The 26684-nt window shown below is 61.3% G+C and carries 23 protein-coding genes; 4 read left to right on the top strand and 19 right to left on the bottom strand.

Annotated features, from left to right (window positions below):
- Positions 1 to 112: 112 nt before the first annotated feature.
- The 11 genes from GIW48_RS11920 to GIW48_RS11870 form a co-directional block, all read right to left on the bottom strand.
- Positions 113 to 814 (bottom strand): NAD(P)H-dependent oxidoreductase, encoded by a 702-nt coding sequence (locus tag GIW48_RS11920; protein ID WP_236461210.1) that lies wholly within the window; start codon positions 812 to 814, stop codon positions 113 to 115.
- 9 nt (positions 815 to 823) lie between these two features.
- Positions 824 to 2443 (bottom strand): ABC transporter ATP-binding protein, encoded by a 1620-nt coding sequence (locus GIW48_RS11915; protein ID WP_236461208.1) that lies wholly within the window; start codon positions 2441 to 2443, stop codon positions 824 to 826.
- Positions 2444 to 2445: 2 nt separating this feature from the next.
- Positions 2446 to 3273 carry an ABC transporter permease gene (locus GIW48_RS11910; RefSeq protein ID WP_170038725.1) on the bottom strand — a complete coding sequence of 276 codons (828 nt, stop codon included), beginning with the start codon at positions 3271 to 3273 and terminating at the stop codon, positions 2446 to 2448.
- A gap of 3 nt (positions 3274 to 3276) precedes the next feature.
- Positions 3277 to 4236, bottom strand: coding sequence for an ABC transporter permease (locus GIW48_RS11905; RefSeq protein ID WP_138453369.1), 960 nt, complete (start codon positions 4234 to 4236; stop codon positions 3277 to 3279).
- 149 nt (positions 4237 to 4385) lie between these two features.
- Entirely contained in the window at positions 4386 to 5972 is a 1587-nt protein-coding gene (locus tag GIW48_RS11900; protein WP_170038729.1) for an ABC transporter substrate-binding protein, read from the bottom strand.
- A gap of 19 nt (positions 5973 to 5991) precedes the next feature.
- Positions 5992 to 7599 carry a 5-guanidino-2-oxopentanoate decarboxylase gene (locus GIW48_RS11895; protein WP_236461206.1) on the bottom strand — a complete coding sequence of 536 codons (1608 nt, stop codon included), beginning with the start codon at positions 7597 to 7599 and terminating at the stop codon, positions 5992 to 5994.
- On the bottom strand, positions 7589 to 9697 hold the full coding sequence (locus tag GIW48_RS11890) for an acetate--CoA ligase family protein (RefSeq protein ID WP_017139010.1): 2109 nt from the start codon (positions 9695 to 9697) through the stop codon (positions 7589 to 7591). The genes GIW48_RS11895 and GIW48_RS11890 overlap by 11 nt, the downstream gene beginning before the upstream one ends.
- 18 nt (positions 9698 to 9715) lie before the next feature.
- On the bottom strand, positions 9716 to 10876 hold the full coding sequence (locus GIW48_RS11885) for an acyl-CoA dehydrogenase family protein (protein WP_236461203.1): 1161 nt from the start codon (positions 10874 to 10876) through the stop codon (positions 9716 to 9718).
- Positions 10877 to 10907: 31 nt separating this feature from the next.
- Positions 10908 to 11699: an enoyl-CoA hydratase/isomerase family protein gene (locus tag GIW48_RS11880; RefSeq protein ID WP_236461202.1), complete on the bottom strand. Its 792-nt coding sequence runs from the start codon at positions 11697 to 11699 to the stop codon at positions 10908 to 10910.
- Between the two features lie 150 nt (positions 11700 to 11849).
- Positions 11850 to 12488: a TetR family transcriptional regulator C-terminal domain-containing protein gene (locus GIW48_RS11875; RefSeq protein ID WP_058420659.1), complete on the bottom strand. Its 639-nt coding sequence runs from the start codon at positions 12486 to 12488 to the stop codon at positions 11850 to 11852.
- Between the two features lie 41 nt (positions 12489 to 12529).
- Positions 12530 to 13288: a class II aldolase/adducin family protein gene (locus GIW48_RS11870; protein WP_138450339.1), complete on the bottom strand. Its 759-nt coding sequence runs from the start codon at positions 13286 to 13288 to the stop codon at positions 12530 to 12532.
- Between the two features lie 132 nt (positions 13289 to 13420).
- Here GIW48_RS11870 and GIW48_RS11865 point away from each other — a divergent pair, with 132 nt between their 5' ends.
- The 3 genes from GIW48_RS11865 (at position 13421) to GIW48_RS11855 (ending at position 17080) form a co-directional block, all read left to right on the top strand.
- Positions 13421 to 15376, top strand: a complete 1956-nt coding sequence (locus tag GIW48_RS11865; RefSeq protein ID WP_236461180.1) for an oxidoreductase — start codon at positions 13421 to 13423, stop codon at positions 15374 to 15376.
- Positions 15364 to 15942 (top strand): helix-turn-helix domain-containing protein, encoded by a 579-nt coding sequence (locus GIW48_RS11860; RefSeq protein WP_017139004.1) that lies wholly within the window; start codon positions 15364 to 15366, stop codon positions 15940 to 15942. The genes GIW48_RS11865 and GIW48_RS11860 overlap by 13 nt, the downstream gene beginning before the upstream one ends.
- A gap of 310 nt (positions 15943 to 16252) precedes the next feature.
- Entirely contained in the window at positions 16253 to 17080 is an 828-nt protein-coding gene (locus GIW48_RS11855) for a hypothetical protein (RefSeq protein WP_236461178.1), read from the top strand.
- 9 nt (positions 17081 to 17089) lie between these two features.
- Here the strand turns inward: GIW48_RS11855 and GIW48_RS11850 are convergent, their stop codons facing one another.
- Positions 17090 to 17485 carry a carboxymuconolactone decarboxylase family protein gene (locus GIW48_RS11850; RefSeq protein ID WP_017139001.1) on the bottom strand — a complete coding sequence of 132 codons (396 nt, stop codon included), beginning with the start codon at positions 17483 to 17485 and terminating at the stop codon, positions 17090 to 17092.
- Positions 17486 to 17760: 275 nt separating this feature from the next.
- Here GIW48_RS11850 and dkgB point away from each other — a divergent pair, with 275 nt between their 5' ends.
- Positions 17761 to 18579, top strand: coding sequence for a 2,5-didehydrogluconate reductase DkgB (dkgB, locus tag GIW48_RS11845; RefSeq protein WP_236461176.1), 819 nt, complete (start codon positions 17761 to 17763; stop codon positions 18577 to 18579).
- Here the strand turns inward: dkgB and GIW48_RS11840 are convergent.
- The 7 genes from GIW48_RS11840 to GIW48_RS11810 all read right to left on the bottom strand — a co-directional run bounded on the left by GIW48_RS11840 (position 18576) and on the right by GIW48_RS11810 (position 26618).
- Positions 18576 to 18998: a hypothetical protein gene (locus GIW48_RS11840; protein WP_017138999.1), complete on the bottom strand. Its 423-nt coding sequence runs from the start codon at positions 18996 to 18998 to the stop codon at positions 18576 to 18578. The two genes, dkgB and GIW48_RS11840, sit on opposite strands and share 4 nt — an antisense overlap.
- A gap of 134 nt (positions 18999 to 19132) precedes the next feature.
- On the bottom strand, positions 19133 to 22759 hold the full coding sequence (locus GIW48_RS11835) for a transporter substrate-binding domain-containing protein (protein ID WP_236461173.1): 3627 nt from the start codon (positions 22757 to 22759) through the stop codon (positions 19133 to 19135).
- A gap of 6 nt (positions 22760 to 22765) precedes the next feature.
- The gene (locus tag GIW48_RS11830) at positions 22766 to 23410 is read right to left on the bottom strand and encodes a response regulator transcription factor (RefSeq protein ID WP_026013841.1); all 645 of its coding nucleotides are present in this window, start codon (positions 23408 to 23410) and stop codon (positions 22766 to 22768) included.
- Positions 23411 to 23672: 262 nt separating this feature from the next.
- Positions 23673 to 24389 (bottom strand): MgtC/SapB family protein, encoded by a 717-nt coding sequence (locus GIW48_RS11825; protein ID WP_099547668.1) that lies wholly within the window; start codon positions 24387 to 24389, stop codon positions 23673 to 23675.
- 574 nt (positions 24390 to 24963) lie between these two features.
- Positions 24964 to 25545 (bottom strand): GNAT family N-acetyltransferase, encoded by a 582-nt coding sequence (locus GIW48_RS11820; protein WP_017138995.1) that lies wholly within the window; start codon positions 25543 to 25545, stop codon positions 24964 to 24966.
- Positions 25546 to 25558: 13 nt separating this feature from the next.
- Positions 25559 to 25903 (bottom strand): FKBP-type peptidyl-prolyl cis-trans isomerase, encoded by a 345-nt coding sequence (locus tag GIW48_RS11815; protein WP_170038739.1) that lies wholly within the window; start codon positions 25901 to 25903, stop codon positions 25559 to 25561.
- A gap of 94 nt (positions 25904 to 25997) precedes the next feature.
- On the bottom strand, positions 25998 to 26618 hold the full coding sequence (locus GIW48_RS11810) for a transglycosylase SLT domain-containing protein (protein ID WP_017138992.1): 621 nt from the start codon (positions 26616 to 26618) through the stop codon (positions 25998 to 26000).
- Between the last annotated feature and the right edge of the window lie 66 nt (positions 26619 to 26684).

Below are 26684 nucleotides of genomic sequence, written 5' to 3'. Positions count from 1 at the left end.
GATCAAAATGTGGGAGCTGGCTTGCCTGCGATACAGACACCTCGGTGTGTCAGGTACACCGAGTTGATGCTATCGCAGGCAAGCCAGCTCCCACATTTGAATATCGTTGCGTTCAGGACAGTGGATACAGCGCCTCATCAAACTGCGCCAGCTTCGGAAATACCAAGGGCTGCTCATCCGCAAGCCCTTGCAGCCGCTGTTCATACCCCAGCAGAAAATCCTGCCGCGCCTCGGCACTGATATACGGCACATGCCAGGCCACAAATGGCGCCAGCACGTCATACCCGACATACGCCAAGGTGCCGCGCAGAATCGGCCGCAGCATCTCCTCCAACGGCCCGTGAATCGTGCCCTCACCAAACATATGCTCACGCCCGCCCAAGGTCACGGCGACCAGCGCGCGCTTGCCTGCCAGCCCGCCCTGATCGTAAAAACGCTTGCCGCCGTAACACACGCCGGACACCAGCACCCGGTCGATCCAGCCCTTGAGCATGGCCGGTGCCGAGAACCAGAAGATCGGGAAGTTGAGGATCAGCAGGTCGGCCCACAGCAGCTTGTCCAGTTCGCCCTGGATGTCCGCCGCGATCGACTGATTTTTTACGCCCAGGCGCTGCTCCAGGGCATACACCAGATAATCCGGATTCTCCCGCGTGGCAAAGTCAGCGGCAGACGCCACAGGGTTCCATTGCATAGCATACAAGTCACTCACCTGCACTTCATGGCCCTGGCGTTGTAACGTAGCCAGCGCCTGGTCGCGCAACGCCGCGGTAAACGACTGAGGCTCAGGGTGAGCGTGAACAATCAACACCTTCATGTGCATTCCTCAAACAGTGGGCGCCGCCCGTTGGGCCAGCAAATGGTCGAGCCAGTCCGGGTCCATTTCCGGCTCCGATGAAAACAACAGGCCGGTGTAAGCCTGGTACGGCGGAGTAAAAATCGCATTGCGGCTGCCTTGGTCCACTACCCTGCCCCGCTGCATCACCAGCACCTCGTCGGCAATCGCCCGCACGGTGGCCACGTCGTGGGTGATAAACAGGTAGGCCACGCCCAGTTGTTGCTGCAGGCGGTTGAGCAGTTTCAGCACGCCCTCGGCCACCAGTTGATCAAGCGCCGAGGTGACTTCATCGCAGATGATCAGTTGCGGGTCGGCCGCCAGCGCGCGGGCGATACAGATACGTTGTTTTTGCCCGCCCGATAATTCACGGGGCTGGCGCTCCATGAACACCGCCGGGTCCAGTTCAATCATCTCCAGCAACTCGGCGACCCGCGCGCGCATCGCCTTGCCTTTGAGGCCCAGGTAAAACGTGAGTGGCCGGCCGATGATGTCGACGATGCGCTGACGCGGGTTCAGCGCCGTGTCGGGAATCTGGTAGATCATCTGGATGCGCCGCAATTGCTCCTTGCTGCGCCGCCGAAAATCCACCGGCAGCGCCTCGCCGTCATACAGCACCTGCCCTGCCGTGGCCGGCAGCAGCCCGGTAATCAAGCGCGCGGTGGAGCTTTTGCCACTGCCGGACTCGCCGATCACCGCCAGGGTCTGGCCGCGATACAGCTGCATCGACACCTCATGCAGTACCGGCTGCTGCCCATAGCTGGCGCAGGCCTGACGCACTTCCAGCAACGGCACCTGCGCCACCGGGCATGCCTTGGGCTCGGTGCGAAAGCTGCGCACTGCCCACAGCGATTTGGTGTAGTCCTGCTGCGGCTGGCTGAGCATGCTGCGAGTGTCCGCCTCCTCCACCAACTTGCCGTGGCGCAGCACCATGATGCGGTCGGCCATCTGCGCGACCACGGCTAGATCGTGGCTGATGTACAAGGCGGCGCTGCCGAAGGTTTTCACCGCGTCACGGATCGCCGCCAGCACTTCGATCTGGGTGGTGACGTCGAGGGCGGTGGTGGGTTCGTCGAAGATAATCAGGTCCGGATGGCAGGCCATGGCCATGGCCGTCATCACCCGCTGCAACTGCCCGCCCGAGACTTGATGCGGGTAGCGTTGGCCAATGGTCTCGGGGTTGGGCAAACGCAGTACGCGGTACAGCTCCACCGCCTCGCGCTCGGCCTGGGCGCGGCTGATGCCGCCGTTGATCACTGCCGTTTCCACATGCTGGTCGATCAGACGATGCGCCGGGTTGAAGGACGCCGCCGCGCTCTGCGCCACATACGCGATGCGCAAGCCGCGCAGCTTGCGCAAGGCTTCGGGCTTGGCCTGCAGCAACTCAATGCCATCAAAACACACCGAGCCGCCGATGATGCGGCAACCGTCGCGCGCATAGCCCATCGCTGCCAGCCCGAGGGTGGATTTACCCGCCCCGGACTCACCGATCAGCCCCAACACTTCACCGCGCTGCAAGGTCAGGTCAATGCCCTTGATCAACGGGTGCCAGGCATCCTCGTAATGCCCTTCGACCTGCAGGTTGTGGATTTCCAGCAATGGCCTGTCCATCCTCAACCCTCCTTCAGGCCGCTGGATTTGTGCAGCATCCAGTCGACGACAAAATTCACACTGACGGTGATCAACGCCACCGCCAACGCGGGCAACAATGGGCTGATATCGCCGAAGGTAATCAACACCGCGTTGTCGCGCACCATGCTGCCCCAGTCGGCGGTGGGCGGTTGGATGCCCAGGCCGAGGAACGACAGCGCGCTGATAAACAGGAACACAAAGCAAAAGCGCAGGCCGAACTCGGCGATCAGCGGCGCCGCGGCGTTGGGCAGTACTTCGCGGGTGACCAGCCACCACAAGCCTTCACCGCGCAGGCGCGCGGCTTCGACAAAATCCTGCACCACCACCGTCATCGCCACCGCGCGGGACAAGCGAAACACCCGCGTCGAATCCAGCAGCGCAATCACCAGCACCAGCGAGGTGGCATTGGTGCCGACCACGCTGAGAATCAACAAGGCAAAAATCAGCTGCGGGATCGCCATGAGGATATCCACCACCCGCGACAACCCCTGGTCGACCCAACCGCCCTTGATCGCCGCGACCAAACCGCTCAAACCACCGAGCAGAAACGCCAGCGTCGTCGTCAGGAAGGCAATGCCCAAGGTATTGCGCGCGCCGTACATCAGGCGGCTGAACATGTCGCGCCCCAGGTTATCGGTGCCCAGCAAAAACTGGCCGCTCCACGGCGCGAAGCCTTCACCCACCACCTGGGTTTCGCCATAGGGCGCCAGCAGCGGCGCCAACAGCGCCAGCGCGACGTATAACAGAATAATCAGCAGGCCGAACTTGGCGCTCAACGGCGCCCGGGCCACTTGGCTCAACAGGCTCATGGCTTACCCCTTGGGATGCATCAGGCGTGGGTTGCTGGCGATGGACAGCACATCCGCCCCGGTATTGAGCAGGATGTAGGTGGCGGCAAAAATCAGGCTGCACGCCTGCACCACCGGGATGTCACGCTTGGACACCGAGTCCACCAGCAACTGGCCGAGCCCTGGATAGACAAACACCACCTCGACCACCACCACACCCACCACCAGGTACGCCAGGTTCAGCGCCACCACGTTGACGATCGGCGCCAGTGCATTGGGCAACGCGTGCTTCCAGATAATCCGCGATTGGCTGATGCCCTTGAGCCGGGCCATCTCGATATACGGGCTGGCCAACAGGTTGATCAGGGACGCGCGGGTCATGCGCATCATCTGCGCGATCACCACCAGACTCAGGGTGGCAACCGGCAGCACCGAGCGCTCCAGGAGCGTGCCGAACGTGGCATCCGGCGCCAGGTTGGACAGGCTGGGAAACCAGCCCAGCTTCACCGAGAACACCAGGATCAGCAGGTACGCGACAAAGAACTCCGGGAACGACACTGCGCTCAACGCCGTGGTATTGAGCAGGCGATCGAACCAGCTGTTGCGGTACAGCGCCGCAAGCATGCCCAGTACCAGCGCGGTAGGCACCGACACCAATGCCGCCAGGGCGGCCAGGCTCAAGGTGTTACCCAGCCGCGCACCGATCAACTCGGCGATGGGCCGCTGGTTGGCCAGCGACGCACCCAGATCACCCTGTAACAGCCGCAACAGCCAGTGCGCAAAGCGCGTCAGCGGCGGCAGATCCAGGCCCAACTGCGCGCGGAAAGCGGCGATGGTTTCCGGCGTGGCCGACTGGCCGAGCATGGCCTGGGCAATATCGCCAGGCAGCAGGCCGACGGCGAGGAAGATGATCACCGAGACGGCGAACAGCGACAATACGCCGAGGGCCAATCTCTGGAGGACCAGTTTCAACAGACTATTCATGTGTGTGTTGACTCCTAAGCCACCACAAATCCAGTGTGGGAGCTGGCTTGCCTGCGATAGCGGTACATCAGCGATAGATTTTTAGCCTGACACACCGCCATCGCAGGCAAGCCAGCTCCCACATTGAATCTTCATTGTTTGGAGGGTTTCTATGCCTGCCACCACCGCTCAATCAACCGCAACCCATCCAGCTCACCATAGGGCGCCGTCAGCGGCCCATGACTCACGCGGTTCGAACGCGCTGCCACGGAGCTGGCGAACAGCGGCACAATCGCGCCGCCGTCATCGCGGCACAGGGCCTGCATTTCGTTGTACATCTCTTGGCGCAGCGGCGCGTTCATCTCGCCACGGGCGGCGGTGAGCAGTTGGTTGAAGCGTGGGTTGTCCCAGTGGGTTTCGTTCCAGGCTGCACCTTTGGCATAGCCGATACTGAACATGCGGTCGGCGGTCAGGCTGCTGTACCAGAACGAGGTGGTGAATGGCTGTTTCATCCACACATTGGAGAAGAACCCGTCAGCGGGTTCGCGCACCACGTCAATGTCGATACCGGCCTGGCGCGCCTGCTCCTTGAACAGCACCGAGGCGTCCACCGCGCCGGTGTAGGCGGCGTCGGAGGCTTGCAGCCGTACCTTGAGCGAGTCCACACCGGCTTTGCGCAGGTAAAAGCGTGACTTGTCCGGGTCGTAAGTGCGCTGCTCCAGCGCGGCGTTGATAAAGCGGCTGCCGGGCTGGATCGGATGGTCATTGCCCACCAGGCCGTAGCCGTGCAATACCGAAGCCAGCAAGGTTTCGCGGTTGATCGCGTGCTTCATCGCCAGGCGGATGTCGTTGTTCTTGAACTCGTTGCTGTCGCACAGCATCGGGAAGGTGTAGTGCTGGGCGCCCTTGGTTTCCTCGATCACAAGATTTGGATTGCGCTTGAGCAAGGCCACGGTTTTGAGGTCGACCTTGTTGATCACATCCACTTGCCCGGTGACCAGTGCATTGACCCGCGCCGCGCCGTCGGCGATGGCCAGTAGTTCGGCGCTGGCGAAGTGCGCGCGGCCGGGCTTCCAGTAATCGGGGTTGCGTTCCAAGTCCATGCGCACGCCGGGTTCAAAGCTTTTCAAGCGGTAACCGCTGGTGCCCACACCGGCCTGCCAATCGGCGGCGCCGTCTTTGGCGGGCATGATCACCAAATGGTAATCGGCAACTACATAAGCAAAGTCGGCATTGCCGGAATGCAGCTCGAATACCACCGTATCATTGCCCTTGGCGCTGACACTGGCGACGTCGCCCAGTACGGTTTTGGCCGCCGACGTGGAGTCTTTGCTCAGGTGGTGATTGATCGACGCCACCACATCGTCGGCGCTGAGGCTTTTGCCGTTGTGGAAGGTCACGCCCTGACGCAAGTGAAAGGTCCACACCCGCGCATCCGGGGTGGATTCAAAACGCTCGGCCAGCTCGGGGATCGCGCTGCCGTCGACGGCGATTTCAGTCAGCGTGTTGTACACCGCCGAGAAGCCGACGAACGTGAAGGTGTCGACCCAGGAGCCGGGGTCCCGCGAATCGGTGGTGCTGCCGCCGGCCAGGCCCAGGCGCAGCACACCGCCGGCTTTGGGTGTCGCCTCTTCGGCAAACGCGTGCAACGGCAGGCCCATGGAAAACGCTGCCGCCACCGCACCCGCCACGGCGCTGTGTTTGAGAAAGTCCCTTCGGTGCATCGCTTGAGTCATTTTGTTGTTGTTTTCGCTCATGGTCTTGCTCCTCTAAAGGTCAACAGGCACAGGCATGTTTGAGCTCGATCAAGGTCACGCCATTGCGTTTGAAACCGTTGCGCAAGTCCGTCTGCAACTCATCCAGGTTTTTGGGTTGGTTCACGGTGCAGCCGAACGCCTGGGCGAACAGCGCAAAGTCCGGGTTGCGTGGCAGCACGCCGATGGGCTCGATGTCCAGGCTGAGCATGTCGTCGCGGATCTGGCCGAGGGCGTCGTTGTTCCACAGCAGCACCACCAACGGGCTGTGCAGTTCCTCGACCGCGGTCGCCAGTTCCTGGGCGGTGTAGAGGAAGCCACCATCGCCCACCAACACCAGGCCCGGACGCAGCGGCGCGCCGAACTTGGCGCCAATGCCGGCAGGCAAGCCATAGCCCAAGGTGCCGTAGCCGGTAGGGTGCAGCCAACTGCGCGGGGCGCGGCTGCGGTAGGCGTAGTTGCCGGTGTAGGCCAACTGGGTCATGTCGCTGCTGATAAATGCGTTGGCGGGCAGCTCGGCCTCGATACGCTCAAGAATGCCTTGGTGAATGGCCTGCAAAGGGCCGTGCCCCAGCTCGACCGCCTCAAGCAATGTCGCGACCTGTTGGCTTGCCGCATCGGCGTTACGCGGCGCAGGCGGCAGACGTTCGAGCAAGGCCAGCAAGGTCTGTTGGGCATCGCCTTTGAGCGCCACGGCGCAAGGGTAGAAATCGTTGAACTTGCGCGGGTCGATATCGATGCGCAGCAGTTCGCCGGTGATGGGCAAGCGCTCGCGCCAGTAATCGGTGTCGGCCATTTCCGTGCCGACGGCCAGCACCACATCCGCCTGACTGATCAGTTGCCAGCCGGGTTCCACGCACAGGGTGGCACCGGCATTCAGCGGGTCATTGACCGGCAGTAAACCCTTGCCGGCCACACTGCTGAAAAACGGCGCCGCCAACAACGTGCTCAAGCGCTGCAACGCATCACCCGCCGCCAGCGCGCCGCCACCGGCAATGATCATGGGTTGCTTGGCCGCCGCGAGCTTGGCTACGGCCAGCTCCAGCGCCTCGGCCGATGGCATGCCGCGTCCCGGGCGCCGCACGACTTCATGGCTCCAGTCGCGTTTGATCGGCGCTGCCAGCACATCCAGCGGCACCGAAATATGCACCGGCCGTGGCCGCTCGCTGTCGAACACCGCATAGGCGCGGGCGATCAATTCGGGCAAATCCTCGGCACTCAAGGCCACCGCCGAAAACGCGGTGATCGGCGCGGTGATGGCGCGCTGGTCCTGGGTTTCGTGCAGGCTGCCCCAGCCTTTACCGAGGCTGGCGGTGTGGTTGACGCTGGAGATCACCAACATCGGAATCGAGTCGGCGTAGGCCTGGCCGATGGCGGTGGCGGCGTTGGTCACGCCAGGCCCGGTGATCACAAAGCACACGCCCGGTTTGCCGCTGACCCGCGCATAGCCGTCGGCCATAAAACCGGCGCCCTGCTCGTGGCGTGTCAGCACGTGGCGAATGCCGCTGCCGGGCAAGCCTCGATACAGTTCCAGGGTGTGCACGCCGGGAATGCCGAACACGGTGTCGACGCCATAATTAGCCAGCAACCGCACCAGGGCCTGGCCGCCGGTCAGGGTCTTATCTTGCATGTTCATCTCCTAGGCGAATCAACGCATCCACCGCCAGCGTGCCGTGGGCATTGACCAACAATGGGTTCACATCCAGTTCCAGCAACCGCCCGGCGTTGGCGCAGGCGTAGTCGGCCACCGCGCGAATGGCCGCCACCAACGCATCCATATCCGCCACTTCACGCCCGCGAAAACCTTGCAGCAAGGCCGCGCTGCGCAGGCTGAGCACGGCGTTGCGAATCGCCTCATCGGTGGTCGGCAGCAGCAGGCTGCGGCTGTCTTTGAGCAATTCCACGAGGATCCCGCCAGCGCCAATCACCAGGGCCAGGCCAAAGTCATTTTCCCGCTTGATGCCCACGATCAACTCGGCCAAGGGCTTTGTAGCCATGCTTTCCAACAGCAATTGATCAAAGACAATGCCCGGCGCATAAGCGCCGATTTGCTCGCGCATCTGCTCCAGCGCGGCGGTCAGTGCGACACCGTCTTTCAGGTTGAGCGCCACTGCACCGGCTTCGGTTTTGTGTGGCAGGTCGGTGCTGACGGCCTTGAGCACCAACGGATAGCCCAAGAGTTTGGCGTCTGCGATGGCGCGCCCTGGCGTGCTCAGCACCGCCGCTGGCGTGCTCAAGCCAAAGGCGCGCAAGGCTTGTTTGGACGCCCATTCATCCAGCGCCAGGCCTTGGCCCGCAAGAGGCTGAGGGCACAGCGGTGCAAGGATCGACTCGCCGCGTTCCAACAACACACGGCGATGGTTTTGATAGTCGGCAATCCGCCCCCAGGCAGCGAGTGCATCTTCCACCCCCTGCAGCGCGGCAATGCCGTGGGCATGCAGGCGTTCGCGGGCATGGGCCGGCAGTAATTCGGGAAAGGCCGAGGTGACGAATCCGGTTTTGCCATGACGACTGAGCGCGGCGCAAAACAGCGCCAACAACAGGTCGCATTCCTTTCGCTCGCCAGTGAATTCGGCCGGGTAATCCAGCACCAGCATCGCCGCATCGGCATCGGTGCGCAGGGCCGTTTCGAGCATGCGTTCGAGCGCCTCGCGGTCGCCCCAGATGGCGGTGGTGAAGTCCAATGGGTTGACCAGGTTGGCATAGCTGGGCAGCACCTGCGCCAGTTCGGCGCGCTGGCCTGCGTCGAGCTTCGGCAAGGCCAGTTGGTTGCGCTCGGCGTAGTCGGCAATCAGCCCCGCGTCGCCACCGGAACAGGCCAGTGCGATCAGGCAATTGCCGCCAGGTAGATTGCCGCAGGCCGCCGCTTTCAAGGTTTCGACAAAACTCACCGGCCCACTCACGCGGATCACGCCAAGGCGCGCAAACAGGCTGTCGTACAGCGCATCGGAACCAGACAGCGAACTGGTGTGACTCAGGGCCAACTCGGCGCCGATCTGCGACACGCCGGTTTTCAGCGCGATAATCGGGATGCCTTTTTCCAGCGCCTTGTGCGCCGCGCGGGCAAACCCCGGCACATTCTTCAAGCCTTCCAGGTGCAGGCCGATGGCGGTCACGCGCGGCTCATCGAGCAGCACGTCCATCAACTCGGCAACCCCCAACTGCGCCTGGTTGCCCACCGACGCCATATAAGCAATGGGCAGCGAGCGGTCGCTCATCGACAGGTTGTAGGCAAAGTTGCCGCTCTGGGTGAGCACCGCCACGCCCTTCTCTACCGCCTTGCCGCCGTGGGCCACCGGCCACAGCGCGGCGCTGTGCAAATAGTCCAACAAGCCGTAGCAGTTGGGGCCGAGCAAGGCCATGTCGCCCGCCGCTGAAACAAGCTGCTGTTGCAAGGCCGCACCACTGACGCCCGTTTCGGCAAACCCGGAGGCGTAGCAAATGGCGCCGCCGGTGCCGATGGCGGCGAGTTCGGCCACACAGGCCAAGGTCAGCTCACGGTTAGTCGCGATAAACACCGCATCCGGGCCGTAAGGCAAATCGGCAACCCGACGCACACACGGGATGCCGTCGAGGCTGTCATGCTGCGGGTTGACCAGCCACATCGGCCCGGTAAAACCGCCGTCGGCGCAGCGCTTGAGGGCGCGGGCCATGCTGCGCCCGCCGACAAAAGCCAGGTGCCGGGGCGCCAGCAGGCGCTTGAGGTTGTCGCGAATAGCCTGGGACATAAGCGTTCTCCGCGCCGGTCAGCGCAACAACGGCCGCAACAGTTCACGGGCAATAATGTGCCGCTGGATTTCCGAAGTGCCTTCCCAGATCCGTTCGATCCGCGCGTTACGCCAGATGCGCTCCACCGGCCCTTCATCCATCAAGCCCATGCCGCCAAAGATCTGCACGGCTTCATCGGCTACCTTGCCCAGGGTTTCACTGGCAAACAGCTTGGCCATGCCGGCCTCGCCATCGGTCATGCTGCCCTGGTCCATCTTCCAGGCGGTGTGCAGGGTCAGAAGCTCGGCGGCGCGAATCTGCGTGGCCATGTCGGCCAGCTTGAAACTCACGCCCTGGTAGGTGCCGATGGGCTGGCCGAACTGCTTGCGGTCCGCCGCCCATTGCAGCGACACCTCCAGCGCACGCTGGGCCTGGCCGACGCAGTTGGCAGCGACCATCACCCGGCCAGCGGTGAGCCAGGCGTTGGCGACCTCCCACCCCTTGCCGACTTCGCCCAGCACTTTGTAGGCGGGCACGCGGCAGTCGTCGAAGAACATTTCATAGGTGTGATAACCGCGGTTGCTCACACACTTGGGGCCACGGCGGATGGTCATGCCGGGCGTGCCGCGATCGACCAGGAATGCAGTCACCGCATTGCGCTGGCGGCCGTTGTGTTCGTAGGTGTCGGTGACGGCAAACACGATGGCAAAATCGGCATGGCCGGCGTGGCTGATGAAGTGCTTGCTGCCGTTGATCACGAAGTCATCGCCGCTGCGCACGGCGCGGGTCTTGATCGCATTGGCGTCGGAGCCGGCGCCGGGTTCGGTCAGCGCGAAACAGTCAATTTTCTTGCCTTGCACGCACGGCAACAGGTAGTCCTCGACCTGCGCGCCGGTGCAAGCCATGAGAATCTTGGACGGACGCGCGACAAACACATGCAGCGCCCACGAGACTTTGGACAACTCGCGTTCGATCAACGCCTGGGACAGGTAATCCAGGCCACCACCGCCCACCTCTTCGGGCATGTTGAAAGCATAGAAGCCGGCAGCGACAGCCTTGTCGCGAATCTGCGCGGCCAGCTCGGGCGAAACCGCGTCGGCACGGTCCACCGCGTCCTCATGGGGCAGCAATTCCCTGGCAACAAAGCTGCGTACCGCGTCCACCAACATGTCTTGTTCTTGGCTGAGTTGGAAATTCATGGCGCTACCTGTGTGTGCTTCCTGTGTGGGCTTAGCGACCGGAGAAAACCGGCAGGCGTTTTTCCATCGAGGCACGCAGCGCCTCGGCGCCGTCGTCGCTGCGCCCGCACAGCAGCCCGGCGGCCAGTTCGGCCTCAAGCTGTTCAGGCAGGCTGCGCCCGGCGCCTTCGCGGATCAGGGTTTTAGTCTGGGCGAAAGCGAAGGTCGGCCCGTTGGCCAGGCGCGTGGCCAGCTCGCTTGCGTGGGCATGCAGCTGCTCATCGGCGACCACTTCGCCCACCAGCCCGGCGGCCAGTGCGCGCTCGGCGCTCCACAGCTCATCGAGGAACAGCAGGCGCTTGGCCTGCTCGCTGCCGATCAAGCGCGGCAAGTGCCAACTGGCGCCAGCGTCCGGCGAATACGCCATGCTGGTGTAGCCGGCCTTGAACCGCGCCGACTGGGCGGCGATGCGCAGGTCGCAGCACAGGGTCAGGTCCATGCCCGCGCCGACGGCGGTGCCGTTGATCGCAGCAATCGTAGGTTTGTCGAGGGTATGCAGACGGGTCATCAGGGCGTGAGCGGTTTCGGTCCAGCCGTAGGTTTCCAGGGCGCCACGGGACTCGGCGTCGGCCCACTCAGCCAGGTCGGCACCGGCGCAGAAACTACGGCCGCTGCCGGTGAGCACCACCACCCGCACGCTGGGGTCGGTGTTGAACGCGTCGAGCACCGCATGCAGGTAGTTGAGGGTCGGGATGTCGAGTGCATTGCGCTGCGGGCCACGGTTGAGCGTGATCCAGGCAACGCCAGCTTGCACCTGAGTGAGCACGGGCGAATCGGTAGTCATGGCTTCCTCGAATTATTTTAGTTGGCGTGAGGGGTGCGACATGGCGAGATACTAAACGAGTGTTCAGTAAGGAGGCAATCGGCAAACTGCAAATATTTTCAGGGCGAAAAAAAACGCCCGAATAGAGCGTTCAGGCGCTGAAGGGAAGGTTCAGGCTTTGAGCTGGTAGCGCGCGCGACCGCCGCCTTGCAGGCCGTCCACCCAGGCTTCGCAGATCTGGATGCCCTGCTGCGGCGTGAACGTGCCGGGGTTGAGCCCCGACTCCAGCCACAAGCCATCGAGCAACGCGCTCAAGCCGATGGCGGCCAAATCAGCGTCGAATTGCTCCCAGCCTTCCTCCCTGGCCATGTCCGCCAACGCCGAACGCATGATGGTGCGGTACTCGCCATAGGAATGCTCGTGGGCCTGGTTGATCGCCGGCGCGGTCTTGACCGCGCCCCAGAACACCAGCCAGGCGTCCAGCAACTGTGGGTCGAGCAGTTCAGCTGAAAAGGAGCCACGGAACAGCGCCGATAAACGCTCACGCGGCTGCGGCGGCGCCTTGGCCATGGTCTCGCGCAACAGGCTCATGACTTGGGCGGTGATGGTGCGATAGGCCTCGGCCACCAACTCATCCTTGCCCGAATAGTGATGGCTGATCAGCCCTACCGACACCCCGGCCTCAGCGCTGATCTTGCGGATCGAAGCGCCCTGGAAGCCATCGCGCTTGAGGCACGTCAGCGTCGCCTGAACCAGGTTGGCCTTGCGCAATTGCGGCTCCATGCGGGAGAAACGCGATTCCTGAGTCATGGGGCGGTGTCCTTCGGTTGAGTCGGCTGCACGACTCTACCTCAGTCGCGGTAACCGGGCGACACCCGATCCAGCATCCGCAGCAACGCCGCCCATGCCAGCTGCATGGCATTCACATCGGTCAGCTCGCCCTCCTCCAGCGCTCGGTTGGGGTTATTGAATTGCTGCTCGGTGTAAGCGCAAACCTCAGCCGGCGGCAGGATCAGCTTGCCGCAGGCCTGCGCGGCGATCTGGATATCGCAGGCCTTGTCCAGGTAATACATGCGCAGAAACGCCTCACCAACCGTCTCGCCCACCGTCAACAAACCATGGTTGCGCAGCATCAGCACCGGCTTGTCGCCAAGGTCCTGCACCAGCCGGCGTTGCTCGTGCATGTCCAGGGCGACGCCTTCATAGTCGTGGTAGGCAACCTTGCCGTAGAACTCCATCGAGATCTGATTGACCGGCAACAAACCGCACTCCAGCGCCGCCACCGCACAGCCGGCACGGGTGTGGGTATGCAGCACGCACTGGGCGTCTTCGCGAGCGCCATGAATGGCGCTGTGAATGACAAAACCAGCCGGGTTTACGGCATAAGCAGAAGGTTCGACCGCCTGCCCGTCCAGGCCGATCTTGACCAGGTTGGAGGCGGTGATTTCATCGAACATCAGCCCATAAGGATTGATCAGAAAGTGATGTTCCGGCCCGGGAATACGCACCGAAATATGCGTGAAGATCAGGTCGCTCATGCGGTAGTGCGCGACCAATCGATAGCAGGCCGCGAGCTCTTCGCGCAGTTGCTGCTCGGTGGAGTGAGTCATTTTTATTCTCCAGGCACGGGGTTGGTAAAGGCGACGCTAAGCCAGCCGTCAGTAAAAAAACAAGTTGATTTTTTACTGGCGCTCGCCTCTTACTAGAAAAATAACAATAACAGCGCCTGGAGTATCCGCACCATGTCGCACGCTGCCTTCCCGCATCTGTTCGAACCCTTGGTACTGCGCGGCAAACGTCTGAAGAACCGCATCATGTCCAGCGGGCATGACACCTCGATGCCGACGGATAACCGGGTCAATGCGCAATTGATCGCCTATCACCGTGCGCGCGCCGAAGGCGGTGTGGGGCTGATTGTGCTGCAGGTGGCGGGCGTGCATGACAGTGCGCGGTACACCTCCCATGTGCTGATGGCCACCGACGACGCATGCATCGACGGCTATCGCGAGTTGGCCGATATTTGCCACGCTCAGGGCACTGTGGTGCTGTCGCAAATATTCCACCCGGGCCGCGAGATCATGGAGTCGGCAGACGGGTTGCTGGCGGTGGCGTACTCGGCGTCGGGAGTGCCTAATGAGCGGTTTCGGGTGATGCCACGGGCGCTCGACCAGGCGATGATCGATGAGATCGTCAGCGGTTACGCAGCGGCGGCCAGGCGCTTGCATCAGGCGGGCATTGATGGCGTGGAAGTGGTCGCCAGCCACGGCTACCTGCCCGCGCAGTTTCTCAACCCACGGGTTAACCGGCGCACCGATGACTACAACGGCGTGCTTGAACAGCGCCTGAGATTCCTGCGGGAAATTATTGCCGCAGTGCGGGCCGCGACCGACCCGCAGTTCATCATCGGCCTGCGCATTTCTGCCGATGAGCGCGACAGCGAAGGCCTTACCGAAAGCGAATCCCTGGAGGCCGTGCAACACCTGCAAACGCAGCTGGATTATGTGCATATCGTCGCCGGCACCTCGGCGTCCACGGGCGGCGCAGTGCATATCGTGCCGCCCATGGCCATCGCCGCCGCGTACCTGGCCGATGCGGCCGCGACGTTCAAAGCCAGCCTGTCGATACCCCTGTTTGTCACCGGGCGGATCAACCAGCCGCAGGAGGCCGAGCTGATCCTGGCGCGCGGCCAGGCCGATGTGTGCGGCATGACCCGCGCACTGATCTGCGACCCGCTGATGCCGGCCAAAACCCTCGACGGCCGCGCCGAGGATGTGCGCGCGTGCATCGCCTGCAATCAGGCCTGTATCGGGCACTTTCACAAGGGCTTGCCAATCTCCTGCATCCAGCACCCCGAGACGGGGCGCGAGCTGCACTTTGGTAACCTGCAACCGACGTTGAAACGCCGCCGCATCATGGTGGTCGGCGGTGGCCCGGCCGGCATGAAAGCTGCCGCTGTGGCCGCGCAACGCGGCCACGACGTGACCTTGTTTGAAGCCAGCGGGCAATTGGGCGGGCAAGTGCTGTTGGCGCAGTTGCTGCCACGGCGCAGCGAATTCGGCGGCGCCAGTACCAACCTGCAACGAGAGATGACGCTGGCAGGCGTGCGTGTGCTGCGCAATACCCGCGTCGACCGCGCCCTGGTGGAACAACAGCGACCTGATCACGTGATCATCGCCACCGGCGCCGAACCCTATTGGCCGGCATTCGAGCGAGGCGGCGAGCTGCAAGTAGTCGATGCCTGGCAGGTGTTGCGCAATCAGGTCACCTTGGGGCGCTCGGTGGTGGTGGTCGACTGGCGCTGCGACTGGATCGGCCCCGGCATCGCCGAGCGTCTGGTGCGCGCCGGCCATCAAGTGCAACTGGCGGTCAATGGCACGCACTGCGGGGAAAACCTGCCGCTCTATGTGCGCGATCAACTGGCGGGCGAGCTGCACCGCCTGGGCATCCCCATCATCCCTTATGCCCGCCTCTACGGCTGCGACGACAGCACGGTTTACTTGCAACACAGCGCCAGCGGCGAACCGATGCTGTTGGAGAACGTCGACAGCCTGGTGTTGTGCCAGGGCCATCAGCCAGTGGACACTCTGGGCACGGCGCTTGCCGGGCTGGTGCCGTTTGAACGCATCGGCGACTGCCTGGCGCCGCGCACCGCCGAAGAGGCGATCTACGAAGGACTCAAGGTAGCGTGGAAACTCTGAACGACGAACCGCAGCCACTGTTTCTCGGTACGCGCATTCGCGGCCTGCGCAAGGCACGCGGCCTGACGCTGACCGAACTGGCGCAACTGAGTGAACTGACCGCCGGCTATCTCAGCCAGTTGGAGCGCAACCTGGCGTACCCATCGATCCCGGCGCTGTTCAATATCGCCCGCAGCCTGGGCGTGACTATCCAGTGGTTTTTTGCCAGCGAGGCCGCCCCTGCCCCAGCGGATGAAGGCTATGTGGTACGTAAAAACAATCGTCAAAGCATCCGTTATGAAGATGGCATCGTCGACCAACTGCTGACGCCATTGCCCAACCACCAACTGGAGATCCTGCACTCCTGCTTCCCACCCGGCACCTACAGCCAGCAAAGCTACAGCCATGAAGGCGAAGAAGCGGGCTATGTGTTGAGCGGCACCTTTGAGCTGTGGGTCGGTGAGCGGCATTTTCTGCTGGCTGAAGGCGACAGTTTCAGCTTTGCCAGCAGCGAGCCGCACCGGTATGGCAACCCGGGCAAGGTGGATACAGTGGTGATCTGGGTGATTACACCCCCGACATTTTAGGCCGCTGTAGCAAATGCAGACGTTTCCTACGGGAACTGGCGACAGTGGCGCGGCTTGCCATCAGTGGTGAGGCACCCAGTCGCTTGCTATAAAAATGGCTACTTCTTTTCGAGGTTGTCGCCATGTCTTTATTGCATTTGTTGTTTGGGAAACCGACTCAGGACGATTGGGATCGAGTAAGGGATGTCAAATCCCGTAAAACCTGGAAGGTCGTACGTGGAGGCATCGGCCTGGACATCGATGAGGTTATCGCGTCAGAGGGTTACAAGGACGCTCTGCGCCAAGTGCAAAAAATGGAGTCAGACGACTCATGGGCCTGCTGATCATTGTGCCGTTACTGGTCAGTGGCTATCTGGTCTGCCTCAGGCACCCGTTTTTCTACTTGCGATTGCACCGATTCCAGGGACAGTTGCTTTACCTGCAGGTAGCAAGGCTCGGAATGCTCTGCCTAATCGTTGCCACGTTTTTGAGTGCTGCCCTGCTGACGTTATCAAAACAAGCAGCCTTTATCGCCGGGCATGAAGTTGCGGCGGACTACAGCCAAAAACTGGGTACGCTATTGGTACAACTCGACATTGCCAATGAGAAAAACTGCACGCTATGGGTTTTCATGTTGCAGGCGGGTATGACCACTCTGGCGATTCCTTTTTTCTGGGCAAGGCTATATGTACGCGCGAAGAAGAAAATGCTGAAGCTGGAAACCGACACGCAGCTCTACCATGTGCTTTCGCTGGGTATTCTTGAGGGCACGCCATTCAAGCTTTTATTGAGAGAGTCCATCGTCAAGTGTGTGCCGTGCATGTTCAGTTTGAGCAACAGGAAGGTCTATGTCGGGATTGTAGTATTCGCAGGCACCCCCACGGAGTCCGAAGGCATTGGTCAGGGGTTCAGCCTGGTGCCCATACTCAGCGGGTACCGGGACAAGGACACATTGGAGGTCACGCTCCACACTCACCACGCCCCTATAAACCGCCCCAGGCCGATCCTGCTGGTTCAGGAAAACGTCGTGTCGGCCACTCGTTTTGACTTCACCACATGGACCCGTTCCCAGTCCCGCAGAAGCCGAAAGGCGCAGCAGGGGCAGTTCTATCACCACCGCCCTGCGCGCCCGGCAGAAGCCTCGCGCATCTGCGCATGAAGCTGGGTATCACGGCCACTTGAACATATCGTCCACTGGTACACGGTAACCGGTAGCCAGGCGGTTGGTCTCGTTGGCCATGCCGACCACGGCCTGCAATTCGCCAAACATCTCGTCTGTCATGCCGGCCTTGCGTGCGGCGGCGGTGTGGGAGGCGATGCAATACGGGCAATTGTTGGTCACGCTGACCGCCACATACAGCAACTCCTTGGTCAGCGGGTCGAGAGCTCCCGGTGCCATGATTTCCTTGAGGCTTTCCCAGGTGCGGCGCAACGTCGGCGGGTGGGCGGCCAGGCATTTCCAGAAGTTGTTCACCTGGTCGACCTTGCGTGTTTGCATGATGTCGTCGTAAACCGCACGCACTTCAGGGCTGGCGTCGGAGTATTCGGTGAGGTGTTGGGTCATGGTCTTTCCAAGGCTGGCATAAAGCATTCTGGAATACCGCGCCACACCCATGGCTGGCAAGTGAAGCCGGTAAGCATCGGGTGACAAAGTTGACCAGCGGTCATGCGAACCCGTGCTGTTGTGAATCAGCGTGCTGGGCACAGCCTGCTCACCCTGACAAGGCCGCGGGTATTCGTGACTTGTGGTTAAGAGTCCTTTTCGCAATGGGCGGTTTTTCCGAGTGAACGACGGGCGGATACTCGACTCCATTGTTCACACCCCTTCTGGAGTTACTGATGTCTACCCCAACCCCAAACGTCCCCGCCTTCGGCCTCGGCACCTTCCGCCTGCAAGGCCAGGTGGTGATCGACTCGGTGAGCACCGGCCTGGAACTGGGCTACCGCGTCATCGACACTGCGCAGATCTACGAGAACGAAGCCGATGTCGGCCAAGCCATTGCCGACAGCGGCGTAGCGCGTGATGAGCTGTTTATCACCAGCAAGATCTGGATCGCCAATTTCGCCGAAGGCCAGTTGATTGCGAGCCTGCGCGAAAGCCTGCGCAAACTCAAAACCGATTATCTCGACCTGACGCTGATCCACTGGCCATCGCCGGAAGACCAGGTGCCGGTCGCCGAATTCATGGGCCAGTTGCTGGAAGCCAAGCGCTTGGGACTGACACGCCAGATCGGTATTTCCAACTTCACCATTGACTTGATGAAGCAGGCAATCGCCGCGGTGGGTGCCGAGAACATCGCCACCAACCAGATCGAGTTGCACCCCTACCTGCAAAACCAGAAGGTTGTGGATTTTGCCACCGTCCAGGGTATCCAGATCACCTCGTACATGACCCTGGCCTATGGCGAAGTGCTCAAAGACCCGGTGATCCAGCAGATCGCCGAGCGCCATCAAGCCACACCGGCGCAGGTCACGCTGGCCTGGGCCATGCAGTTGGGTTACGCGGTGATCCCGTCGTCGACCAAACGCGCCAACCTGCAAAGCAATCTCAAGGCACTGCACCTGACCTTGAGCGCTGCCGACATGGCGCAGATTGCCGCCCTGGAGCGTGGCCACCGCTTGACCAGCCCCAAGGGCATTGCGCCGAAGTGGGACTAAACCCCGGCCAGCGGTTTGCGCGATAATTCCCGCAGCCATGGCAACACCCGCAGGCCCGCCGTGGCTGCGGGTGGGTCGATGATGTCCATGAAGTGTTCGAGGTTGACGCTGTCCGGCACACCCGGCAACCGCACCAGCACCGCAGGCTGAGTATCAGCCGGTTCGCCCAGTTCCTGATGGTCATAGAGCAGCACATGCCGCACCTGAGGCTGCGGCCCGCAAGCCTGCAGCGCCAGCCCCGCATTAATGATCAATACGTCGAAGGGCTCGGCAGGGATCGCGGTGAGTATCTGGACTTCCTGGTAGGTTTGCACCGGCACAATGCGGTGGTAACCCAACTGATTGAGCATTTTTTCTATGTACAGTCGTTGCAGGTGTTGTTCATCGGCAATCAGGATGGTCAGTGCTTTGTTCGGCATGGCGAACCCCTGGGCTGGCAGCGCTCGTCAGTGAGCGTGCCCCATTCTCCAGACATATACCGAAGACAAAATCAGGCATGTTCCCCCTTCATGTAGGAGTTCTCCCAAATTCACCGAATGCCCCTCAACTGCAGTCAGGCCTGCTTGCAGTAGTCACCCATGCGCTGGTGCAAATCAGCAATTGCCGTGTCAATTGTTGCAACAGCCGCGCCTAATGTGCTGCGCTCCTGTCGCTCACACACCGCCTCCAGCATTTCGCAACTGGCTATCAATGGCTCGGCCTTGACCATTCGCGCCCCACCTTTGACGCGGTGTGCGAGGTCATGCAGCCCACTAAAACTATGCTGACGCGCCAGCAACGCCAGCATCGCGCGGTCTGCCTCCAAACTGTCGAGCAAGGCGCTCAAAAGCTCATTGAGCGCGGCGTGATCGTCTCCCGTGACGACCTTCAAAGCCTTTAAATCAAACCCTGGACCAGCGTCGGGTGACTCAGGGCCGAGCGCATAGACGCTCAGCGCAGAGCGCAAGTCCTCAAGCCCGGCAGGCTTGAACAGGCAACCATCCATGCCCGCCTGCCGGCAGCGCTCGGTTTCTTCCGGCTGGGCATTGGCGGTAAACCCCAGCAGCAGGCAGGCGGGCAAGCCATGCTCACGCTCTTGCGCACGGATTTCACGCGCCAAGGCATAGCCATCCTTGAGGGGCATGTTGCAATCGGTGATTACCACATCCGGCCGCTGGGTTTTCCAGCGTTCCAAGCCCTGGACGCCGTCTTCGGCGGTGCTGATGCGATGCCCCAGAAAGCTCAGCTGCCGGGCCAGCAGCAGGCGATTGGCCGGGTAGTCATCCACCACCAGAATGTCCAAAACACGCACGGGACGGGTAGGTTCCGGCGTAGCCGAAACCTCGGCCGCTATTGCTGCTGTGGTGGCCAACGTGAGTGCTACGTCCACCCGTGTCCCCTGCCCCAGCGTACTGCTCAACTGCAGTTTCCCCGCCATCATTTCGCATAGCGTGCGGCTGATCACCAACCCCAGGCCCGAGCCGCTGCGCGCCGACTGCTCGGTATTGCTGCCCTGGATAAACGGGTTGAACAGCCGCTGCTGGTCCTCGGCACTGATGCCTATGCCGGTGTCTTCTATCCACAAGGTGAGGTTCAATTGGCCGGGGTCCGATGCCAACCCACAGCGGCCGCCCAAGCGCACCCGGCCGTGGTCGGTAAACTTGATGGCATTGCTCAGCAGGTTGGACACCACCTGCTTGAATCGCAACGGGTCGATCAACACCGCGCAATCCATCTGCGGATCAAGCTCTACTTGCAGCGCCAGGCCTTTCGCGCGCGCCAACCCTTCGAATACCCGCGCCACCGACTTCAATAGCTCATGCAGGTTGGCCGGTTCAAGGGACAAAGATAAATGGCCGGACTCAATTCGGGCAATATCCAAAATGTCGCCGATCAGGTCCAGCATGCCGTGCGAGGCCACCGAAGCGACTTCCAGGGCGTCACGGTCGGCACGCCCTTGTTCAGCGTTGGCCAGCGCCAGCTCGATCATGCCGATCACCGCGTTCATGGGGGTGCGAATTTCGTGGCTCATGGTCGCCAGGAACGTGGTCTTGGCACGGTTGGCGGCGTCAGCGTCCTCCTTGGCTTCCTGCAACTGGCCCAGCAGCCGCTGGCGCTCGCTCACATCGACCCAACCGGCAATCATGCCCACGACATTTTCGTCGCCATCACGGTACGGCAGCATCCAGTGGTAAATGGTCAACACCTTGCCCGCAGGCAACCTGAGCACCCGATCATGAATCTGCGGTTCGCCCCGCTCCATCAACCGCAGATAGTCCTCATGGAATGACTGGGCCTGCGGCGGGTTGCCGGTGTCGGTCTCGATCACCGTCTTGCCGATCACCGCTTCAAGCTTGAAGCCAAACACGTCCAGGTAGGCACTGTTGCAGGCCATCAGCCGACCCTGACGATCACGCACGTAGATCGGGTGGGGCGTACCGTCGATCAGCACGCCCATAAAGCGCATCTGGTCACTTAACGCGCGTTCGGCCTGAGCGCGCTTGCGTATCAGGCTGCGCAGGTAAATCGCCCATCCCAGGGTGATCAGCAGCAATACCGCCGCCAGGCCGAATCCTTGGATAATCGTGCGGCGATGGCGTAGCCAATGGTCTTCGATGATGACATCGGTGCGCCATTGGCTGATCAGTTCATCCATTTCCTGAGGCGGGATGCTCAGCAACGCCTTGTCCAGTATCGAGTACAGCTCCAACTGCCCCCGGTTGACCCCGAACGTCATACGCACAGGTTCAGAGCCGACGGTGCTGGTCACGTGCAAGCGATCGCGGTACTCAAAGGCGATCAGGTAACGCGCATAGATCAGTGAACTGACGGCACCCTCGGCGCTGCCATTGGCCACCAGAGCCATGGCATCCGTAGGATTTTTCGCCTCCACAAACTGGATACCGGGATAGTCGCGATTGATGACGTCACGCAGCGCATTGCCGCTGGGTATTACCAGGCGTTTACCCAGCATATTTTCCAGTGTCATGGTGCCAGGCGTGTCGGTACGGGTGACCAGCACCAGCGGATTGGTCAAGTAGGGCCGCGTAAAACGCACCTGGTCAGAGCCTTCGAGGCTGGGCGTGACCACCGCCATCATGTCCGCCCGGCCGGAACGGACCGCCTCTATTTGCTGAGGCATTGAGCCGCCCGGGACCACATCGAACTTCAAGCCGGTGCGCAAGCTGATCCGGGATAGAACGTCTGCACTCAAGCCCTCTGATTGCCCTTGTGCCGTGAAGGATGCCAACGGCAACATCTGGTCGGACGCTACCACCCTCACCCGTGGGTGTTTTTCCAGCCAGCGTTGCTCGCTGGTGCTTAAGCGCAGGCGCTCGGTCCCCAGAACACCAAGATTGCCAGCACTCCAACGGCGCAAAATATCCAGCTGCTGGTTAGCCGGAATCGACCTCAGCGCGCTGTTGATGATGCGCAGCAAGCGAATATTGTCCCGGGCCAGCGCGAACGCAAAGGCGTTGGACTCCAAAGTGGAAAAGTCCGCCAGCTGTACATTGTTGAGGTGGTTGCGGTTGATCTGGTAGTGGGCGGTGATGGCGTCTCCGAGGTAGACATCGGCACGGCCAAAAGCCACGGCGCCGATGGCTTCGAAGACCGACGCAAACAGTTCCACATGGGCCTTGGGGTAAAACGCCTCGACCACATCGGGCGGCATATAGTGATAAAGCATCGCCACACGCTTGCCGGCCAGGTCGACACTCAGGGACTGGGTGTCTCCGGTACGGGTGACCAGGATGGGCTGATCATTGGCATAGGAGCGCGAAAGGACGAGTTGCGGGTCCCCCGCTTCAAACCCGTTGGCCGACCCCAAGAAATCGATAGAGCCCTGCTTGAGCGCCTCAATCACTTCATCACGGGTGTCATAGCGGCGCACTTCAACGCTGACGTTGAGCGCCTGGGCAAGCAACTTGGCATAGTCGGCGGTGACGCCTTCCAGTTCATCGTTATTGTTGGTCAGTTCGAAAGGCCCGTAATCGGGCGCGGAAACCCCCATCCACAGCGTGCGGCGCTCACGCAGCCAGTGCCAGTCAGCGTCCCCCAGCACCACGGGCGGGCCATTCTCGTCGAGGCTGGAATGCCCCAGCAACCGCAAGGTGTGGGGCTCATCAAGGGCCGCAGCGAGCAACGGCAGCAGGCTCATCAACACCAGCATGATCAACCGTCGGACCTGGGCAAGGATCATGTCGATTCAGATCAGATGATTACGCTGGGCAAACTTGGCCATGTGCACCACAGACGTCATCCGCAGCTTCTCCTTGAGCCGGGTCTTGTAGGTGCTGATGGTCTTGTGGCTCAGCAGCATATCTGCAGCAATTTTGTTGTTGGTAAAACCCAACGCCAACATCCTCAGCACTGCCAGCTCGCGGTCTGAAAGCGAGTGCACCAGCTCGTGCTCGGTGGTCTGCAAATCATCACGACGCACCGAACTGCTCGGCAGACTGGGGAAGCAGTTGTAGTTGGACATCACCGCCTTAATGGCTTTTTGCAGCTCCTCCAGCTCTCCGGTCTTGGCGACAAACCCCATGGCGCCGGCACGCATGCACCGCGTGGAAAAAAACTCCGGCAGATACGACGTCAGTACCAGAATTTTGCACGGCACACCCAGCGCCTTGACCCGGCTGATCACCTCCAGCCCACCCAGTTTTGGAATGGCCAGGTCGAGAATAATCAAGACTGGACGCTTCTCTCTAACCTTCTGAAGCGCGTCCGCCCCCGTACCGGCTTCCTCGATGTCAGTGAAGCCTTCGCACTTGAGCAAATGCTTGACGGTTGCCCGTATAAACGGATGATCGTCCACAACTAACACGGTCCCACTACTTAGCGCTTTGCTCATATCACTACCCTGAAAAGAATAAGTACCCTTACACATCACACGGGACACCACTACCTGTGAGAAATGACAGTTTCGACCAGCGGTACTGCCGTCACTCAGGTGGTCCGCTTCTATCGAAGTCACATCGAGCACGTATAGCCAAACCGTGACCACCGGCTAGCTGCAAGTGCGCAACCTTAACAACGAAATGACGTATTGACCGAAGGGGCAATCCCAATCAGATGTAGGATTTTTCTTCACAAAAGTAGCCATTGAGCGCGTGTCAGTCAGTGGTACTCGGGCTCCAGAACGCTTGCACCACCAGTGTCGAGGTGGAAATTCGCGCCACCAGCGCGTCCAGTTCGTCGCCGTCTACCGAGGTCGCGGCCAGGGTGGCCTCGATCTCCACTTCTTCGCTGCCGAACGGCCGCACATCGACGTCGCTGGCCGGGTAGTTGCACCGCGCCAGTTCGGCCTCCAGCAGCACCATCACTGCCTGCTGCTGGCTGCGCCGGGCGATGACATAGAGGATGTTGGTGACCTCCGCCGACACCACGTCCAAAGGCTGACGGTTGATGTTATTGACGATCGGCCGCAGCAAGGTGTTGGCCGCCAGCACAAATAGCGTGCCCAGCAGTGCTTCGAGGATCAGGTCAGCCCCCGCACACGCCCCCACCGCTGCCGAAGCCCACAACGTCGCAGCAGTGTTGAGCCCACGCACGTTGCCTTCCTCACGCATGATCACGCCAGCGCCCAAAAAGCCGATGCCCGAGACCACGTACGCAACCACCCGCACCGCGCCTTCCGCGCCACCCAGGCGGTTGGCCATGTCGACGAAGATCGCCGCGCCCACTGCCACCAGCACATTAGTGCGCAAGCCCGCCGTGCGCTGGCGGTACTGGCGTTCGAAACCGATCAAGCCACCGAGGATAAACGCCGCGGTAAGGCTGACCACGGTATCGACCAACGAGTTGAGGTTGATGTTGTTGATTGCCTGCATAAAAATTCTCCATGACTGCTGCGCATGCCAGAAACCTTAGTGCAGGTACGACCGACTGCACCGTCCCCGTTTAAAGGCACAGTCAGCTTGGCCCGCCCGCCGTAAAAGGCAGGCGCGTCCGTAGCATCCCAAGTGATTTGAGGTGCTGGTCAGCGTCGATGAGAGGGATGCAGGCAGGTGCCAGGACTGGCCGCTGCCGGAATGCCGCTTCTCGCTTTTTGAGGCGAGACAACGGCATCAGGAAAAATGCGCGTTACCTTGCCAAGTATGTGCCAGTAACCGAAACCGGCCGACGACTGTCGCTCGAACAAGTACCCACTGAGGGTCTCCGCTATTGATGAAAACGCGCGGAGTTTACGCCGCGTTTTCGAGGGAGTAAACCGTAGGAGAATTTACCATAGGGGTTTAGGTGGATTGTTCAGGGTGAGTTCAGCAACTGTTTTTTGGGTCACGCCGAAGATCAACTGTGGGAGCTGGCTTGCCTGCGATGGCGGTCTGTCTGCTGGAGGTTTATTGCCTGACACTGCGTCATCGCAGGCAAGCCAGCTCCCACAAGGAGTGTGCACGTCCGCTATTACGGCATATCGGGCCGATCCCGCTCAACCCGTTTCAAGTACTCGTCCATCTGCCCACCTGCCAGCGGCTTGACCTGAATAGACACCCTGTTGACCTGCCGTCCCATCCTGATGCCTTCACGCGTGCGCACCTGCACATACCCAAGCTTGGGCCAGAAGCGCTCGGCCTTGGTATTGCCGACCACCACCGTCAACCGCAGCCACTGGGCACCGTTGCTCACCGCCCACGCTTCAAGATCGGCATGCAATTGTCGCGCGAACCCGGTGCCATGCAGGCGCGTATGCACCAGCAGCAAACCGATATGCCACACGCCGACGGCCAGCAAGTCGGCCGCGATGTTCACGACGGCGGCCAGTTGGTCCTGCGTATCGCGATAACCCAGCCAGTACATCCGGCTGCAACGCCAACCTGCCGGCAACTGACCCTGTAACTCTTCGTGCGCTTCGGTCGGTGTGGCCGGCTCACCATTGACCGCGATGAAATACTCGGGTGCCTGGTCAAAAAAACACTGCAGTTCGGCCGCGTCGCCGTCGTGCAGTTCAACCACTCGAATACCTTCGAGTGCGCAATCAACCTCCATGTTTACTTCCCCTTCAATCGTCGCGCGTCAGCACTTCCAGCAACTCGATTTCAAAGCACAGATTGCTGTTGGGCGTGATATGCGCGCCCATCGAACGCTCGCCATAGGCCAGGTGCGCCGGCACAAACAGTGTGCGCACGCCACCCACCTGCATGCCCATCAAGCCCTGGTCCCAGCCCTTGATTACGCGCCCGGTGCCGATCACGCACTGGAACGGCTTGCCGCGCTCCCAGGACGAATCGAACACGGTGCCGTCTTCGAGGGTGCCGGTGTATTGGGTGGTGATCAGCGCCCCCTTGACCACGGCTTTGCCGGTGCCCAGGCGGGTGTCGGTGATCTGGAGTTCATCGTTGCTCATGGGGCTCTCGTTGGATGAGTTAAGACTGGGGTTTTCCCAGAATAAAATGAGCTTGGCAAGTGCGCCCTCGCCACACCCTTATGCCGATCGTTCCTTACAACCAATGCCAGAACCGGCTCCAGAACCCGCGGCCCAAATCATCCTTACAGCGCGCATATTGCGCCGCGTACATCTGCGAGCGCGCCTGCACCTTGCTCGCCACCGGCGGCAGCCAGGCTTTGGCCGCATAGGTACGCTGGCGATAGCCGCCCCAGCCTTCGTGGTAGTTCAGGTATTGGCCGTAGGCGTCGTATTTGTACACGCCGTTGATGGTGTAGGTCTTGTCCATGTACCAACCCACAAAGTCGATGGAGTCATCGAAATCCTGACGGCTCGCACCGCTGCGGCCGGTGCTCTTGCGGTAGTCGTTCCACACTTCATCCTTGGCCTGGGAATAGCCTTCGGCGGTGGACACGCGCCCCCAGGGGATGATCCATAGCAGGTACTTGCGTGGTGTCTTGGCATCCTGGCGGAAGCCCGACTCTTGATACATGATCGCGAACGGCACCTGGATCGGCACGCCCCAGCGCTTTTGCGTGACCTTGGCGGCGTCGTACCAGTCATCTTTTTCACGGAAGATGCCGCAGATGTCGTTTGGCGTGCGTGGCGGCGAAGTACCGCACGCCGCCAACAGGGAGGTGAGTAATAACAGTCCGACAGCTTTGCCTGCGCTCAAGGGGCACCTTTGCGTGATACACGTAAAAAGCCGGTATTTTACGCATTCATTCGAGCGCAGGGGGTA

The sequence above is a fragment of the Pseudomonas sp. PA-6-3C genome, assembly GCF_021605825.1.
Taxonomy (GTDB): Bacteria; Pseudomonadota; Gammaproteobacteria; order Pseudomonadales; family Pseudomonadaceae; genus Aquipseudomonas; species Aquipseudomonas edaphica.
This window is presented reverse-complemented; position numbering and strand designations above follow the sequence as displayed.